The sequence below is a fragment of the Marinomonas aquiplantarum genome (assembly GCF_003314975.1).
Taxonomy (GTDB): Bacteria; Pseudomonadota; Gammaproteobacteria; order Pseudomonadales; family Marinomonadaceae; genus Marinomonas; species Marinomonas aquiplantarum.
Genome location: NZ_QNRF01000008.1, coordinates 75,069 through 90,669, shown reverse-complemented (window position 1 = coordinate 90,669; position 15,601 = coordinate 75,069). Strand labels below are relative to the sequence as shown.

The following is a 15,601-nucleotide window of genomic DNA, read 5'->3' as shown; positions in this document are numbered from 1 at the left end:
AAATTCAATCATTGTATTGGTAGCGAATATCGACACTTTGGTATTTCCCTGCAGCATTGCTGATATTGGCTCTTCCAGTAAAGCGCAGCAATCTTTGTGAGCTTGTGTCATACGCCACCACGATGGGATCAACCGCCATTTTGACCAGCCAAGACACTGGCGACAAAGTAAAGCAAACCGCACTTGATGGCGTCTCCGCTAGACAATCCGCCAGTTGAAAACGGAATGAAAAAGTCGTGCGCTTACTGGGCACTAAATACTCAATGTCCATCGCTTTACCAGACAGCAAAGGTTGCCAATATTGACGAACAAAGGCATCAAAACCGGCATCTATGACCATATTAGGTTTGTCAGCAACCGTCTCTTCTTTTGTCTCGCTGCCATTCTGTTGGCGGTATTTCACCAAAAAACGTTCCCCTGCCTGCTTTACAGCAATTGCTTCGCCATTGCGATCATTCTCCTGCTGGAAACTGGGGCGTATTAGAGAGTTTGAAAAGTCGATTTGTTTACGAGCAAACACTGTACCGTCTGGCTCAGAATAGATCACCTGATGTTGTGCGTTATCAAATTTGATGTGTTTTTCCGTGTAAACCAAATCCCCCGTCTCCAAACTAAAGGCTTGCCCTACAGCGGAACTGGGTGCATTGGCTAATGACCAGCTACTACTAAACAACAGAAGACTGGTGAATACAAAACGAAGAGAATACATCGACTGCATATTAATCCTTCCTATCAGTCAGTTGCCACTTATCGGTCAGCCAAACCCCAAACGGCAAGATCATCGCCCACAAGACAGCGACAAGTAACAAGCTATAAATGAGTGGTGAGGCCAAGGTGATGCCAGCCATTTTCGCGCCAGCGAAATAACTCATGGTCGGACCAATCAAACCAAAGCCCGCCGCTAGAGCATATCGCTTTATTAAAAAAGACAGACTATGAGCGAATAAAGTCGCAACACTGACCCACAGACACAACAGCCAGACTGGTGGCACCCCGAATGTCGTCCAAGACTCTGTGGCAGAAGTAAAAACAGACAGGCGGAATAAACTGCCATCCACAACCACTCCTAACAACAGAAAGACACTGATCAACCGCCATTCACGACGATTTTTCATGATAAATAGGTGATGACATACAAGGTAACAAACCGTCGCCAGCAGCGCCCAAAACGACCCCATAAGAAGGCATACAAACCATATTGTTTGAAACAATACCGCGTTAATGATGGCCTTCTTTGCCACAATATTACACTCCTGAAGGCAGAGTTAAGCTGTGCTCAGGTTTGGCAAATACAAACTGACCTGTGCTGATCGCGCGCTCTTTGAACCCACCTTCACAGTAGGCTAGATAGAAATCCCACATGCGGCAAAAAACATCATCAAAACCTTGTTTAACAACGTCTTGGCGTGCCTCATGAAAACGTGTCCGCCAGTCTGCTAAGGTTTTTGCATAATGTTCTGTGATGTCTTCCAAACCGACGATTTGCATGTCTGTTTTGGTCGAAATCTTTTCTGCGATGACTTGATTAGATGGTAAGCAGCCACCAGGAAAGATGTAGCGTTGAATGAAGTCTACCGAGCGTCGTGCATAATCGTAACGTTGATCGGCGATGGTGATAGCTTGTATTACCATTAAACCTTCAGGTTTCAATAGTTCACTGCACTTAGAGAAATAACTGTCGTAATACTCATGGCCCACGGCTTCGATCATTTCAATCGATACCAGCTTGTCATACTGACCTTGCAAATCTCGATAATCGTCCAATAACAAAGTCACTTTATCCTCTAAGCCTTCCGCTTTGACTCGTGCTTGAGCGAAGTCATATTGCTCTTTGGAAATAGTAGTCGTAGTGACTTGGCAGCCATAATGTTTTGCGGCGTGAATCGCCATGCCGCCCCAACCGGTTCCAATTTCCAGCAAATGATCGCTTTCTTTGAGTTGCAGTTTTTGGCAAATGCGATCCAGTTTAAACACAGCTGCTTCTTCCAGTGAGGCTTTTTTCTCAGGATAGAAGGCCGCAGAATACATCATGGTTGGGTCTAGAAAGAGAGAGAAGAAATCGTTGCCTAAATCATAGTGAGCAGAGATGTTTTCACGAGAACCTTTCTTGGTATTGGCATTCATCTTGTGCAGTATTTTCGTACCAATCCGCGACCAAAATGGTCTCTTCTGATCCATTTTGTTAATCAAGTTTAGGTTGGCGACCATCAGGCGAATCACCCCCACCAAATCCGGCGAACTCCAATGCCCCTTCATGTAGGCTTCACCTGCACCAATACTGCTATTAAAGAAAACATCTCGGTAGACGTGACGGTTCTCAACTCGAATGTGCGCAATGTGTTTGGCGGAATGACGCTCTTCCCCGAAAGAAAACACAATACCCTCTTCCTCTAGTGTCAAATGGCCAATCGCAAGACGATTAAGCATGGCAAACACCATTTTTCTGGACATATTATCGAGGCGAGATGGTGAGGATTTATTAGTTTGTTTCTGATTTTCTGCACTGACCAAACTCATACTAATGGAACCTCTCAATCATTATTTTGCTTTAGTGAACGTTTTTGGATGACTGTAAAATGGCACTTTCTTTAGCCACAATCTCAGGGCTTGCCAATAAATCCCCCATGCCACTTTTGCGGTCATGAAAGGATAAGAAAACAATACTTTGCGTAAATTAGATGCGCTCATTGGCTGTCTTACCAGCGCCAAGGTCGCATCAAATACCAACTCTTGCGACGGCAATACTTTATTCTGCATGTGGACACTTAACTGCTGACTTGGCTGACTACTTCGCCAGTCATAAAAATGATTCATCGGATGAAAAGGCGACACATGCATGGCTTTGTCGAATTGGATACGTTGAACCTGATGTTTTGGATCACATTTCAAAACATAGGCGATTTTTTCTCCCCAAGGCGTGTTAGTCACTTCTAGTAACATGGCTTGCAGCTGCTCTTCATGGTCAAAGCAGTAGTAAATTGTTATGGGATTAATAATAAAACCGAAATAGCGACAATTGGTTAGCATCCGAACAGGACCGTTTAGACTTAACCCGAGCTGTTTGAAGACTTCGCCTTGAACGGCTTGTTTGATGGGCAGTGTTGGCCCACCAAAATAGTCTTGGCGGACAAAGCGTGCCAATGACCATTTTTTCATCGACCACCAAGGACTCATTGCAAAGACCTGATCCAATTCATCTAGGTCAAAATACATCATGAAAACGCGGTACTGAAAAGCATGGCGGCGCGGGGTAAAGCGACGATGACGTACCGTGCCATAGTAAATGCCACTGTGCAGAGCTTGATGATTCACGGACGAGTCAGTATTCATATCATGAACCTTACCGTCAGAAGGATTGAGGTTACCATGATACCCCCAAACCTTCTGCGACTCGTACGCCACTCCAACAACCGTCTTCATGGAAGCCATTTCGCCAATATGCGCCGCAGAACCAAGTACGATTCACACCATTAATTTCCGACCAGCGAGACTGAGCTTCAATCCCTTCTAAGGTGAAAGTTGGATGGGCATATTGAAAGCGACCAAGAATCTTGCTCTGATCAATCATGTCTGTCTGATTCAGTGTTACGACATAGGTTGTGTCACTGTCGAGGTGCTGAAGGATATTCATGTTGTAGCTGAGAGTCGCAGGTTCATCACGAGTATCACTCAAGTGATAATTCCAACTTGACCAAGCCAGCTTAGCTTTCGGCAATAAATGTGTATCTGTGTGCAATACCACATCGTTATTACGATATGGAATGGCCTTTAGAATGTCTTGCTCGTCTTTACTTGGATCGGCCAACAAAGCCAACGCTTGGTCGCTGTGACAGGCAAATACAACCTCATCGAAGATGTCACTATGCCCATCGGCGAACTCCAAAACCACGCCATCGTCTGAACGCTGCACCTTTTTGACATCAGCATTCAATACAATCTTGTCTTTAAAGCTATCTACCAAAGGTTGCAAATAAGCAGAAGAACCACCTTCGATAACGCGCCATTGAGGCCTGTCATTGACACTCAAAAGTCCATGATTCTTAAAGAACCGTACGAAGAAGACCAACGGGAAGTCCATCATTTCATCCAAAGTAGAAGACCAAATGGCACTGCCCATAGGTATCAAGTAATGCTCTGCAAAACGCTTTCCATAGCCACGATCTTGCAGGTATTCGCTAAGGGTGATGTCGGCTTTTAGTTGTCCGTTTTCAAGGTCTTGGATGGCTTCTTTATTAAAACGTAGAATGTCTTTCAACATGCCTAAATAAGGCAAATTCAATAAGTTACGACGTTGAGCAAACAGGGTATTGAGATTATTACCACCGTATTCCAGTCCCGTGCGCTGACAGCTGACACTAAAACTCATTTCCGTTGGCTTAGAAACCACACCGATTTCATCCATCAGACGAATGAAATTTGGGTAAGTCCAATCATTAAAAACAATAAAACCTGTGTCGATAGCACGAATTTTTCCCGCTTCTTGTACCTCAACGGTAGCTGTGTGACCACCAATGCGCTCAGCTGACTCATATAACGTCACATCATGTTGTTTCTGTAATAAATAAGCACTGGTTAGCCCGGAAATCCCTGAACCAATAATGGCGATTTTCACTCATCGTCTCCTTAAACTGGGATGTCTTAATAAAGATATTCTGCAACTGTGTTTTTTGTCGTTACAAATTGTCATTTTTGTTTGGGGCAAGCTTTCCTAACCACCATTTTGGTAAGTGGCGACCCAACCAAAGTAAGGCCGATAGACGCTTAGGAAAGGCAAACTCATAAGGGCGATGTTGTAAGGCTTGGTAGGTTCGTTTAGCCGCTTCATCGGAAGACATAAGAAAAGGCATATCAAAGGTATTTTTCCGCGTTAATGGTGTGTCCACAAAACCAGGTAAAATACAGCTAACATCAATACCATCGGCTTTTAAATCCATTCGCAGTGAGGATAGAAAATAACGAATAGCGGCTTTACTTGCACCATAGGCTTCAGCTCGAGGAAATGCCGCTTGTACCGCTTGAGAACTAACGCCGACCAAATGTGGTTGCGAAGCGTGCTTTAGTAATGGCAAGCAAACATCAACACTGTTCACCAACCCAAAGTAATTCACCGACATAACCCGTTCCATCATTTGCCAGTCGGTCTTATCACCGTCTAAATCAAGGTATTCACAAGTTCCTGCATTAAGTATTGCACAGTCCAGATGTGGCGCTAGTTGACTAAGCGCATCCCGAACAGGTGCAATCTTTTCTTTGTCGACAATATCAAACTCAACAAAAGAAAGATGACTTTCATGTTCAACTAAATTGGCTAATTCACCTTGCGTGCGAGCACTGGCAATCACTTGCCAACCCGCCTTTAAGTACAGCTTCACAAGAGCAAGACCGATGCCTGAGCTGGCTCCTGTAATCCACACAATCTTTTGACTTTCATCATTAAGCGGTTCCACTGCTGTCTCCTTCATCCTATACGGCTAGGCGCTTTTTTAGGCCTTTTACCACGCTACCTAATAATGGAACATGCTCATAAATAAGTTGGCCTAAATCATATACATCTTCATGAAAGTAGATGCGATCATGGAACTGCACCTGACTCATGCCTCGAACTGTGATGGTGTCTTTACCCAAACGTGGGTGCTTAAAATGCATGTTCCATTTAATGTAAGCCATGTCGTCAGAAACGATCTGATCGAGATACTCAAAGCGCCCACTTTGTACATTGACACTCATTTCAGACAAGTAAGTATGCAGTGCTTCAGCTCCTCTGAGCTCGTGCACTGGGTCTTTAAAAAGCACATCATCAGCATAAACCTGATCTATACTTCCTAACTTGGGATGCTTCACATCACGATAAAAATCTTTAAATCGATCGATTAATTGAAGATTAGGTGGCGATTGAGAGTCCGTCATACACATCACTTGTCTTTGTTGTTACCGTTAAGGACATTATTTTGTCCATCAAAGTTTTAAACGTCGTAAATCGCAAATTGGATCACTTTTTTATTTTAGACATTTTCAAAATAAACAGTGATCCGAAAAAGATATCACGACGTAAAGCTTATATTGAGTGATACAAGTATTGAACAATATTCAGATCAGGCCTCGTCGGCCTTTCTCCTGAAGCGGAGTAATAAATGGAAAGCGCAACCAAAATAGAACCAGACAAACAAAGAGTGCAAGACATGTTTGCCATTGCTGAGCAACGGGATCAAGTCGCTTTAGCACGTTTGTTTGATCATTATGCGCCAAAGATTCGCAGTTTTTGTTTGGCCGCTCAGCCAGGCGCGAATTTGATGGCCGATGACATCGCCCAAGAAGTGATGATCCGTATTTGGAATAAAGCGCACACATATAAACCGGAAGCGGCTTCACTTAATACTTGGGTATTTACCATTGCGCGAAATGCTCGGATAGATTACCTACGTAAGAACAGCCGCTATCAGTCTGATATTGACCCAGAATACCTATGGCAAAACATTATTGATGAAAACTCAGATCCGTTTCAGGATGCGCAGCAAAAGCGAGATCAACAAATGATCCAACAAAGCCTCAAAAAACTGCCTGTTGACCAGCGACAAGTTTTGTCCAAAGTGTATTTGGAAGGTAAAACTCATAAAGAAGCAGCGGAAGAGTTATCCCTACCGCTTGGAACCATAAAATCTAGAGTCCGCTTGGCACTCCAGAAACTGACCATTTACGTAAAGAGGTAGTATTTGATGACCCACTACCATCCATCAATAGAAACATTAACGGACTATGCGGCAGGCGCTTTGCCTCTGTCACACTCTTTGTGTGTTTCCACCCACTTAGAGCACTGCCCTGAGTGTCAGCAACAAGTGAAAAAATTAGAAATGTTGGGGGCTCAGCTGTTTGAACAAAACCGCATGCCGCCTCAAGAATTAAGACATTTGAAAGATCAATTTTTTGCCAGACTAGAACAGCAGGATACTTCTGCTGACACGAGTCTAACGACGAAAACCGTTGAACGTATCGAAGACAATGGTTACCAGATTCCAAAAAGCCTGCGTCAATTTATTACCAAAGGCTACGACGACCTGACTTGGATGCATTTATCGCCTTCGTTTAAAATTGCCACCCTTCATAATGAAGAAGGCGGCGCTCAGATTGCCTTAACGCGAGTAAAAGCAGGCGCTCACATGCCAACTCACACTCATACTGGTGATGAAATTACTCTGGTATTGGAAGGTGCCTTCTCCGACGAAACAGGCATTTACCGACAAGGGGATTTCATTAGCCGCGATGCTCGACACAAGCACAAGCCTATCGTCACCAAAGACGCCGAGTGCATTTGTCTAACGGTGCTGGATGCGCCAATTGAGTTTACTGGTTGGTTTACCCGCTTGTTGAACCCAATATTGCGTCGATACCACCCTCATACCAGTTTGTAACCCCTCTACACACGCCTAAAAGCACGTTTCAAACAGAACGCGAAGGATTGCTTCTGTTTGTTGCTTTGATTTGTTGCTTCTTTTAGCCACCACCCACATACGGATGTTTTTCACCCACAACAAGAAAAAAATGTGAAACTCTGATATAGTGGTTGCTCAATTAAACAACAAGGACTACCAGTCATGGCAACAAAAAAGAAACAGCCAGCCGCAACGGAAACCTCGGAATCCATCGAAAAACAAATGCAAGAATTTCTCGCGAAAGGTGGCCAAATTAACAAAATCGATTCTGGTGTGAGTGGCCAATCTCAATTAACTGGATCGCGCCATATTTCTTTGGGCAACAGCAAAACAAAAGCGCAATAACACCTTCAGGCTCACGCACATTACGACACAACAACATTATCTATTGATAAGTCATGTACTCTTCAACGAAATTTGTGTGAGCCTGCCCATTTCTATTTGGTTGGATTGATTATGCTAAGTGAAACTGATCGTCAATTTTTCAAGCCATTTTGGCGTCGTGTCGTCGCGACATTAACTTGTGCAGTCTGGGCCAGCATTGAATGGCTCTACGATGAACCCATGTGGGCCGGTTTTGCCGCGTTACTGACCATCTACTGCGTGTGGAATTTCTTTTATCGCTTTGAAGAAGACGACGCCGACGAAGACAATTCGCCTCAATAACCCTTCCTGTTAATCTCATAAATACTGTCATAAAACTCAAGACACCAAAAAGCATGACTTTTTTCTGTTACAAATTGGTCATGTTTTCGCCACATTAACGTCACTTCTTTGTCACACCGACACTCTAATCTGAACAATAAATCATCAAAAGTTTATTCAGAACGGAGCGCCATTGTGATACAAGTCGAGCAAATGATTGCCAGTAAATCACCTCAGTTTTTCGACAAAAGTCCACTCATCACTCGCCCAACGCTAAGCCTATTAAAACGCTTGTTTCATGAAAATGAAGTGAACGAGTTTCTTGAGCAAAACGACAGTTGTGCTGGTTTTGAATTCATAGATCGCGTCTTGGATCATTTCAACTTTGGCTATCAAGTCAGCCAGATGGATCGTCGTAATATTCCTGCGGTAGGTCGCGTTATGATAATCGCCAATCATCCCCTTGGCGCTCTCGACGGTTTGGCATTACTACGTTTAGTGGGTGAAATTCGCCCTGATGTTAAAATCGTCGCCAATGATATGTTAATGGGCTTCGACGGCTTAAAAGACTTAGTCTTGCCAGTCGACAATCTAGGTGGCAAAACCGGCCGCCAGCAACTCAAAGCCATCATGAACTGCCTACATAATGAAGAAGCCATTATTATTTTTCCGGCTGGCGAAGTCTCTCGTATGTCACCCAGTGGCGTAAAAGACCAGAAATGGAATCAGAACTACCTTAAATTGGCGCAAAAAACCAACAGTCCATTACTGCCAGTGCACATTGGTGGCCGCAACTCCATGCTGTTTTACACCAGCTCCTTGGTGTATCGGCCGTTATCTACCATTCAACTTGCCAATGAAATGTTTCGCCAGCGTAACCGCAAGATTCCAATGCAAGTGGGTCAAGCCATTCCTATCCAAGAATTGGCGCAATTACCATTAAGCGACAAAGAAAAGAATAAGCTGGTCAAACGCCATCTGTACCGCATTGCCAAAGGCAAGAAGCCATTATTAAAAACAGAAAAAACGGTTGATCATCCGCAAAATCGTCAGTTGATTAAACACGAATTAAAACAGTCTGAGCACCTTGGCAGCACTAAAGACAACAAGCAAATTTACTTGTTCGACTACGATGCCGCGTCGGTCACCATGAAAGAAATTGGCCGTTTACGGGAAGTCGCGTTTCGTAAAGTAGGCGAAGGCACGGGAGAGCGCTCCGACTTGGACAAGTTTGACCAATATTATCGTCACCTGATTCTGTGGGACGAAGAAGAATTGGAAATCGTTGGCGCATACCGCATTGGTGAAGTGGCTCGCTACATGAAGGAAGAGTCACCTAATCGTATTTACAGTGCCGAATTATTCCGCTACTCCTGTGATATGGAACCGTATTTTGAGCAAGGCATCGAGCTGGGGCGTAGCTTTGTACAGCCAAAATACTGGGGCAAACGCAGCTTAGATTATTTATGGTACGGCATCGGTGCCTATTTAAATCGTCATCCAGAGATTCGCTATATGTTTGGCCCTGTCAGCTTAAGCAACAGTTATCCACAAGCCGCCAAAGATTTTATTGTGTCGTTTTACCAACTGTATTTTGCCGATAAAGAGCATTTGGCACGTTCGTTCACCCCTTATCAGGTGAACCCAGAACACAAAGACATTATTCAAAATATGTTTGCTGGCGATAACTACGAGGAAGATTTTAAAGTATTGAAGGAGCAACTCGGTCACTTTGGTGCCAGCGTGCCAACCTTATTCAAGCAGTACAGTGAGTTGTGTGAACCTGGTGGCGTTCGCTTCTTAGACTTTGGTGTGGATGCCGATTTTGGTTACTGTGTGGACGGTTTGGTTTTGGTCGATTTAAACACAGTCAAAGAAGCGAAAAATAAACGCTACCGAGGCTAACAAGACACATTTTAATGTGACACGTTACTATTGATGGTGATCGTGGTGATGGCGATGATGAGTAGGGTGATCTTGCTCTTCATCTGTTTTTCTCGTCGCCACGAGATAGATGATTTTGGCCACCAGCAATAGACTTAATACGATGAGGACAACCATTTGAATATCCATAAAACACCTCTTCTATTTTTTGTGAGTGCCACTTGAGTGTAGTTCAGATATTCCCGCGTAAATGTGAATTTACGTCCTATAATAGTAAAGGTGAGTGAAGCCCTACAACAGGGCATTTTTGCAACGATTTGCCGAAAAGCGAGCTTAAAACGCCTTCTGTTGAGTTCTAACCTCACAGGCTTTCCCAATAGCGTTAATGAGTTACCAAAGCTGGCGCAAGCCTTGCTTTATATAATATTACCCTCTCAGGCTTTTGCAGTAGCCTTGTTATTGTCTCTCTTGTTAAATCATATGGAGCTGGAAATGATTGAGAAAACCTACCTAAAAACGAAGCCAAAATGCAAAGTTAAATTTTCCTTGCCTGCAGACGCCATCGGTGATGCCAGTAAAGTATCGGTTGTGGGTGATTTTAATAACTGGGACGCAGAGGCCAATCCGCTGAAAAAGCAAAAAACCGGTTTGTACGCATCAACATTAAATTTGGAAGTGGATCACACTTACCAATTCCGTTACGTGGCAGACAATGTTCATTGGCTCAACGACGATATGGCAGACGCTTATGTACCGAGCCCTGTTAGCCATGACAACAACGGTGTATTAAACCTCTAGCATTGCTTATTTCACCTACCAACCTATGACGGTGCCTCAAGATTCCAGCGGAATTGAGGGGCCGTATTTTCTTGCCCTGAATAAACCAACCTTTCCCGACCTTGTCATAAAAACCCACTACACTGTTACAGCGTATTTGAAACGACGCACAACGAACTCTTTACGTCGCTCTCAGTCAGCGGGCTGATATTAGTGAGCAAAAATGTTACAATGTTTTTTATTAAACGCGCATTTAATAAAAAATTAATACCTTGATACCACGAGTACAAGGCATTGAACCCAATCAAGAGAGGCAAACAACATGGCACACAAGCAGCAATACATTCATGGCCGCTACCATGCATCCATCAGCGGTGAACATTTCGAAACCATCAACCCAGCCACTGGGGAAGTCATCGCGACGGTTGAACATGCAGGGCAAGCTGAGCTCGATGCTGCGGTTGAATCTGCCAAACAAGGTCAAAAAGTCTGGGCAGCAATGAGCCCAGTAGAACGTGGCCGTATTCTTAAGAAAGCCGCCGAGCTTCTGCGTGAACGTAATGAAGAGTTGGCTAAACTGGAAGTATTAGACACAGGTAAGCCGCTACAAGAAGCCATCTGCGTCGACATCGAAACCGGTGCTGATGTCATCGAATATTACGCGGGCCTAACCGATAAAATTCAAGGCGAATACCAAGATTTGGGCAATGGGAATTTCTTCTACACTCGCCGTGAGCCACTGGGTATTTGTGCTGGTATTGGCGCGTGGAACTACCCTATTCAAATCGCCATGTGGAAATCAGGCCCAGCGCTAGCAGCTGGCAATGCGATGATCTTCAAACCCTCTGAAGAAACGCCATTAACGGCGCTAAAACTGGCAGAGATCTTTACCGAAGCAGGCTTGCCAGACGGTGTTTTCAATGTCGTTCAAGGTGACGGTCGTACCGGTCAAATGATTACAAGCCACCCTGAAATCGACAAAGTGTCGTTCACTGGTGAAGTGGGTACGGGCAAAAAAGTGATGACGGCATCCGCTCAAACACTGAAAGAAGTGACCATGGAACTAGGCGGCAAATCGCCTATGATCATCTTCCCTGACATGCCAATCGATCAAGCGGTTTCTGCTGCTATGTTAGCCAACTTCTATACTCAAGGTGAGGTTTGTACGAACGGTACACGTGTGTTTGTCCATGAAGACATTCTTGAGGCTTTCAATAAAGAACTCAAAGAACGCACTGAAGCCATGATTATTGGTGACCCAATGGACATGGCAACGCAAGTCGGCGCTTTGATCTCGAAAAATCACATGCAGAAGGTTTTGGGTTACATCCAAGCGGCAAAAGACGCTGGCGCGACCTTGCTATGTGGCGGTTACCAAGTCACAGAAAACGGTTTAGACAAAGGCGCGTTTGTGGCACCAACTGTCTTCACTGACTGTACCGATGACATGCCACAAGTAAAAGATGAGATCTTTGGTCCTGTGATGTCCGTATTGAGCTTTAAAGACGAAGACGAAGCCATTGCGCGCGCTAACGACACAAAAATGGGCTTAGCGGCCGGTGTCTTCACCAAAGACTTCGCTCGTGCACATCGCGTGATCAATCAGTTGCAAGCGGGTATTTGCTGGATTAACGCGTGGGGCGCATCGCCGGCGGAAATGCCAGTCGGTGGTTACAAAGAGTCCGGTATTGGTCGTGAAAATGGCATCGACACGCTTTATCACTACACGCAAAACAAGAGCATCTTTGTCGACCTTAACGACATTGAAAACCCTTATTAAGCAAGACTGAGTAAGCGAGAGAAAGAATGGCAAACGAAACTTACGATTACGTTATTGTCGGCGCAGGCTCCGCAGGCTGCGTACTGGCAGACCGCTTAACGGAAAGCGGTGAACACAAGGTCTTGCTGCTTGAAATGGGCGGTTCAGATAAAAGCATCTTTATCCAGATGCCCACGGCTTTGTCGTATCCGATGAATACTGAGAAATACGCTTGGCAATTTCATACGGAAAAAGAGCCAGGCTTAGACGGCCGTGAAATGCACTGCCCTCGCGGTAAAGTGTTAGGCGGCTCCTCTTCCATCAATGGCATGGTGTACGTTCGCGGCCACGCATGCGACTTTGATGAGTGGGAAGAAAATGGCGCAAAAAACTGGAACTACCAGTCTTGCCTGCCTTACTTCAAAAAAGCCGAGTCCTGGAAAGGCGGTGCCGATTTATACCGTGGTGGCGAAGGCCCGTTAGCCACCAACAATGGCAACGACATGAGCTATAACCCGCTTTACCAAGCCTTCATTGAAGCAGGTGACCAAGCGGGATACGGTAAAACCGACGATTACAATGGCTTCCGTCAGGAAGGCTTTGGCCCAATGCACATGACGGTGAAAAACGGTGTTCGCGCTTCCACCTCCAATGTGTACTTGCGTCGTGCTCTCAAACGTCCAAATCTCACACTGAAAACGGGTGTTCTAAGCCACAAGGTCTTGTTTGAAGGCAAACGTGCTGTTGGCATCGAATTCAGTAAGAATGGCTCGGTCAGTCAAGTCAAAGCCAACAACGAAGTCATCCTGTCCGCAGGTTCTGTTGGTTCCCCGCAATTGTTGCAATTGTCTGGCGTGGGCCCTAAAGACGTACTTGAGAAAGCTGGTGTTCCTGTGGTTCAAGAACTCCCCGGCGTTGGAGAAAACTTGCAAGATCACTTGGAAGTCTACTTCCAATATCGCTGTAATCAGCCCGTTACCCTAAACGGTAAACTGGATTTGATCAGCAAAGGCTTGATCGGTACTCGTTGGATCTTATTCAAAGACGGCTTAGGGGCGACCAACCACTTTGAATCTTGTGGCTTTATCCGTTCTCGCGCGGGTTTGAAATCGCCGAATATCCAATACCACTTCTTACCGGCGGCAATGCGCTACGATGGTCGTACCGCCTTTGACGGTCACGGCTATCAAGTCCACGTTGGCCCGAATAAACCAGAGAGCCGTGGTAAATTATGGATTGAGTCGGCTGACCCAACAGCCAAGCCACGTATTTTGTTCAACTACATTTCCACAGAGCAAGATAAACAAGATTGGCGTGACACCATTCGCCTAAGTCGTGAGATTCTTCAACAATCGGCAATGAACGAATTCCGTGGCGAAGAGATTCAGCCAGGTTTGAACGTACAAAGCGATGAAGAAATTGATCAGTGGGTAAAAGAGAACGTTGAAAGTGCTTACCATCCATCTTGTACCTGTAAAATGGGCGCGGACAATGACCCGATGGCGGTACTGGATGAAGCGTGTCGAGTGCGTGGTGTGGAGAGTTTACGCGTGGTAGATTCGTCTATTTTCCCAACCATCACCAATGGTAACTTGAACGCTCCAACCATCATGGTGGCGGAAAAAGCCGCGGACATCATCCTTGGCAAAGCACCACTACCAAGCTTGGATGCGCCGGTTTGGATTCACCCTGAATACGAGACCAAACAGCGTTAAGCGTTGAAGTAGCTTGAAAGCCCCAAACTGTTTTTATGGCAATTTGGGGCTTTTGTATTATTAATATGTACTAACGAAACCATAATTTGCTACACCAGCTGAAATTTGAACAAAACCTGTAGACGTAATCTCATAGTCTCGATTGGCTCCTAGTGTCAGACCTAATGTTAGATATTGCCCATACACACCAATTTCATTAACTTTAATTCTAGTGGTTTTATACTGGTTTGATTTATTTTCGCTCATCATCTAATCCCTTTTCTCACGCTCAAACTTATTATCCCAACACTCTTGCCAAACCAAAAAAGGATATATTCTAATAAAACCCTCATCTAGCTTTCGGAAAACATTCATAAAGTAAGGATCATTAACAGAAAACCTAAAGCTCAAGGTCACAAAAATAGACAAAGGCCCAAATGTAGCTAGTGTCAGAAAAATAATCACATAATAAAAGTAAGAAATTTCTGTAGAAAACCACCTTAAAAAAAACCTATCTCCTAAAAATAAAAAAAATACGAACAAAAAAAACAAACTCGTTCTTTTTTTAATATGCTTCTTTTTAGGCGTTATAGGGGGGCGCTCAGGAAGCGGTTTGTCATAACCTAGCCACATAATATTCTCCATAAATGATAAAAATAAAATTCGTGGACAAAACAATCTATTTTCTTACATCATTGGTTGTTTTTTTTAATAGTTGATACAAATCTTTTTTTTGTTGATCTGTGATGTATTTAGCGATTTCAATTTCTTTACCTCTTTTCATCATCACAAGGCAGCGTTGAGATTTCTTTTCTTCTAAATAAATGGCTTTCATTTCTGATGAATCAAATTCGATATGTTGTCTTTTGAAAAAAACCGATTTCCAAAAATCAAAATAGCCTGAACCAAACCCGATAAATAACGGAGGTATTCCACTATCGTACTCTAGACCATTGGGAGTAATCTTGATCGTTAAATCAGCCACTTTTCTCAACAACCTATGCGCCATTTTTAGAAGAATGAAGAATAGAGTTATTGTAGAAATGACACCTAGCAACAAACCAAAATCCAACGCATCAAAGTTTAACATTTGATATATTTGGAAGGTGTTTACTAACGCAACACCTGAGAATAAAACAAATAGCAATGCCAATACATAGCGAGTAGCGCCTAAATTAACATAGCAAATCGAGAGGATAACAACGTCATTATCCTCTTCAACTTTTATATCTTTAACATGTGAAGTTTCATCTTTCATAACAGCTCCCTTGTATTCAACATAACCTCTCAGTATTTTTTAATCCCTCATGACTATATGCATAAATTTATCAGTCTAAGCACACATATGACAAACACTAAAAAATCAATACTGTATGTGTTTGATATTAACTGTTACTCCAATAATAGATCTTCTA

General features: G+C 43.9%; 19 protein-coding genes. 8 read left to right on the top strand and 11 right to left on the bottom strand.

What is annotated here, in order from left to right:
* Window positions 1-4: 4 nt before the first annotated feature.
* The 7 genes from DFP76_RS14360 to DFP76_RS14330 form a co-directional block, all read right to left on the bottom strand.
* On the bottom strand, window positions 5-718 hold the full coding sequence (locus DFP76_RS14360; protein ID WP_113875307.1) for a hypothetical protein: 714 nt from the start codon (window positions 716-718) through the stop codon (window positions 5-7).
* Between the two features lies 1 nt (window position 719).
* Window positions 720-1,241, bottom strand: coding sequence for a DUF2878 domain-containing protein (locus DFP76_RS14355; RefSeq protein WP_113875306.1), 522 nt, complete (start codon window positions 1,239-1,241; stop codon window positions 720-722).
* Window positions 1,242-1,245: 4 nt separating this feature from the next.
* On the bottom strand, window positions 1,246-2,517 hold the full coding sequence (locus tag DFP76_RS14350) for an SAM-dependent methyltransferase (RefSeq protein ID WP_113875305.1): 1,272 nt from the start codon (window positions 2,515-2,517) through the stop codon (window positions 1,246-1,248).
* A 21-nt stretch (window positions 2,518-2,538) separates the two neighbouring features.
* Window positions 2,539-3,330, bottom strand: a complete 792-nt coding sequence (locus DFP76_RS14345; RefSeq protein WP_113875304.1) for a DUF1365 domain-containing protein — start codon at window positions 3,328-3,330, stop codon at window positions 2,539-2,541.
* 31 nt (window positions 3,331-3,361) lie between these two features.
* On the bottom strand, window positions 3,362-4,612 hold the full coding sequence (locus tag DFP76_RS14340) for an NAD(P)/FAD-dependent oxidoreductase (protein ID WP_113875303.1): 1,251 nt from the start codon (window positions 4,610-4,612) through the stop codon (window positions 3,362-3,364).
* A gap of 61 nt (window positions 4,613-4,673) precedes the next feature.
* A complete protein-coding gene (locus tag DFP76_RS14335; protein WP_220151003.1) occupies window positions 4,674-5,447 on the bottom strand; it encodes an SDR family NAD(P)-dependent oxidoreductase in 774 nt (257 codons plus the stop codon).
* A 16-nt stretch (window positions 5,448-5,463) separates the two neighbouring features.
* A complete protein-coding gene (locus DFP76_RS14330) occupies window positions 5,464-5,907 on the bottom strand; it encodes a nuclear transport factor 2 family protein (protein ID WP_063333678.1) in 444 nt (147 codons plus the stop codon).
* A 224-nt stretch (window positions 5,908-6,131) separates the two neighbouring features.
* Here DFP76_RS14330 and DFP76_RS14325 point away from each other — a divergent pair, with 224 nt between their 5' ends.
* From DFP76_RS14325 to olsF, 5 genes are all read left to right on the top strand, one after another.
* On the top strand, window positions 6,132-6,707 hold the full coding sequence (locus DFP76_RS14325; RefSeq protein WP_113875301.1) for a sigma-70 family RNA polymerase sigma factor: 576 nt from the start codon (window positions 6,132-6,134) through the stop codon (window positions 6,705-6,707).
* A gap of 6 nt (window positions 6,708-6,713) precedes the next feature.
* Entirely contained in the window at window positions 6,714-7,406 is a 693-nt protein-coding gene (locus DFP76_RS14320; protein ID WP_113875300.1) for a ChrR family anti-sigma-E factor, read from the top strand.
* Between the two features lie 183 nt (window positions 7,407-7,589).
* Window positions 7,590-7,772 (top strand): hypothetical protein, encoded by a 183-nt coding sequence (locus DFP76_RS14315; protein ID WP_063333675.1) that lies wholly within the window; start codon window positions 7,590-7,592, stop codon window positions 7,770-7,772.
* A gap of 111 nt (window positions 7,773-7,883) precedes the next feature.
* Window positions 7,884-8,093, top strand: coding sequence for a hypothetical protein (locus tag DFP76_RS14310; protein ID WP_113875299.1), 210 nt, complete (start codon window positions 7,884-7,886; stop codon window positions 8,091-8,093).
* 174 nt (window positions 8,094-8,267) lie between these two features.
* Window positions 8,268-9,977, top strand: coding sequence for a bifunctional ornithine lipid synthase OlsF (gene olsF, locus DFP76_RS14305; protein ID WP_113875298.1), 1,710 nt, complete (start codon window positions 8,268-8,270; stop codon window positions 9,975-9,977).
* Window positions 9,978-10,004: 27 nt separating this feature from the next.
* On the opposite strand, the gene DFP76_RS18155 is transcribed toward olsF, so the two are convergent.
* Entirely contained in the window at window positions 10,005-10,145 is a 141-nt protein-coding gene (locus tag DFP76_RS18155) for a hypothetical protein (RefSeq protein WP_181799858.1), read from the bottom strand.
* Window positions 10,146-10,448: 303 nt separating this feature from the next.
* On the opposite strand from DFP76_RS18155, the gene DFP76_RS14300 reads away from it, so the two are divergent.
* The 3 genes from DFP76_RS14300 to betA all read left to right on the top strand — a co-directional run bounded on the left by DFP76_RS14300 (window position 10,449) and on the right by betA (window position 14,207).
* Window positions 10,449-10,754: an isoamylase early set domain-containing protein gene (locus tag DFP76_RS14300; RefSeq protein WP_113875366.1), complete on the top strand. Its 306-nt coding sequence runs from the start codon at window positions 10,449-10,451 to the stop codon at window positions 10,752-10,754.
* Between the two features lie 301 nt (window positions 10,755-11,055).
* Window positions 11,056-12,513, top strand: coding sequence for a betaine-aldehyde dehydrogenase (gene betB, locus DFP76_RS14295; protein ID WP_113875297.1), 1,458 nt, complete (start codon window positions 11,056-11,058; stop codon window positions 12,511-12,513).
* A gap of 26 nt (window positions 12,514-12,539) precedes the next feature.
* Window positions 12,540-14,207: a choline dehydrogenase gene (gene betA / locus DFP76_RS14290; RefSeq protein WP_113875296.1), complete on the top strand. Its 1,668-nt coding sequence runs from the start codon at window positions 12,540-12,542 to the stop codon at window positions 14,205-14,207.
* Window positions 14,208-14,267: 60 nt separating this feature from the next.
* Here the strand turns inward: betA and DFP76_RS14285 are convergent, their stop codons facing one another.
* Genes DFP76_RS14285 through DFP76_RS14275 form a run of 3 tightly spaced genes read right to left on the bottom strand, consistent with a single transcriptional unit; the run spans window position 14,268 to window position 15,444 of the window.
* Window positions 14,268-14,456 carry a hypothetical protein gene (locus tag DFP76_RS14285; RefSeq protein WP_113875295.1) on the bottom strand — a complete coding sequence of 63 codons (189 nt, stop codon included), beginning with the start codon at window positions 14,454-14,456 and terminating at the stop codon, window positions 14,268-14,270.
* Window positions 14,457-14,819, bottom strand: a complete 363-nt coding sequence (locus DFP76_RS14280; RefSeq protein WP_113875294.1) for a hypothetical protein — start codon at window positions 14,817-14,819, stop codon at window positions 14,457-14,459.
* A 46-nt stretch (window positions 14,820-14,865) separates the two neighbouring features.
* The gene (locus DFP76_RS14275; protein WP_113875293.1) at window positions 14,866-15,444 is read right to left on the bottom strand and encodes a hypothetical protein; all 579 of its coding nucleotides are present in this window, start codon (window positions 15,442-15,444) and stop codon (window positions 14,866-14,868) included.
* Window positions 15,445-15,601: the final 157 nt, after the last annotated feature.

Bases quoted from the DNA above. Each gene is read 5' to 3' on its own strand.
- DFP76_RS14330 (WP_063333678.1), bottom strand. From the start codon at position 5,907: ATGACGGACTCTCAATCGCCACCTAATCTTCAATTAATCGATCGATTT.
- DFP76_RS14345 (WP_113875304.1), bottom strand. From the start codon at position 3,330: ATGAATACTGACTCGTCCGTGAATCATCAAGCTCTGCACAGTGGCATT.
- DFP76_RS14350 (WP_113875305.1), bottom strand. From the start codon at position 2,517: ATGAGTTTGGTCAGTGCAGAAAATCAGAAACAAACTAATAAATCCTCA.
- DFP76_RS14320 (WP_113875300.1), top strand. From the start codon at position 6,714: ATGACCCACTACCATCCATCAATAGAAACATTAACGGACTATGCGGCA.
- betA (WP_113875296.1), top strand. From the start codon at position 12,540: ATGGCAAACGAAACTTACGATTACGTTATTGTCGGCGCAGGCTCCGCA.
- DFP76_RS14310 (WP_113875299.1), top strand. From the start codon at position 7,884: ATGCTAAGTGAAACTGATCGTCAATTTTTCAAGCCATTTTGGCGTCGT.
- betB (WP_113875297.1), top strand. From the start codon at position 11,056: ATGGCACACAAGCAGCAATACATTCATGGCCGCTACCATGCATCCATC.
- DFP76_RS18155 (WP_181799858.1), bottom strand. From the start codon at position 10,145: ATGGATATTCAAATGGTTGTCCTCATCGTATTAAGTCTATTGCTGGTG.
- DFP76_RS14360 (WP_113875307.1), bottom strand. From the start codon at position 718: ATGCAGTCGATGTATTCTCTTCGTTTTGTATTCACCAGTCTTCTGTTG.
- DFP76_RS14325 (WP_113875301.1), top strand. From the start codon at position 6,132: ATGGAAAGCGCAACCAAAATAGAACCAGACAAACAAAGAGTGCAAGAC.
- DFP76_RS14285 (WP_113875295.1), bottom strand. From the start codon at position 14,456: ATGATGAGCGAAAATAAATCAAACCAGTATAAAACCACTAGAATTAAA.
- DFP76_RS14300 (WP_113875366.1), top strand. From the start codon at position 10,449: ATGATTGAGAAAACCTACCTAAAAACGAAGCCAAAATGCAAAGTTAAA.
- DFP76_RS14315 (WP_063333675.1), top strand. From the start codon at position 7,590: ATGGCAACAAAAAAGAAACAGCCAGCCGCAACGGAAACCTCGGAATCC.
- DFP76_RS14280 (WP_113875294.1), bottom strand. From the start codon at position 14,819: ATGTGGCTAGGTTATGACAAACCGCTTCCTGAGCGCCCCCCTATAACG.
- DFP76_RS14275 (WP_113875293.1), bottom strand. From the start codon at position 15,444: ATGAAAGATGAAACTTCACATGTTAAAGATATAAAAGTTGAAGAGGAT.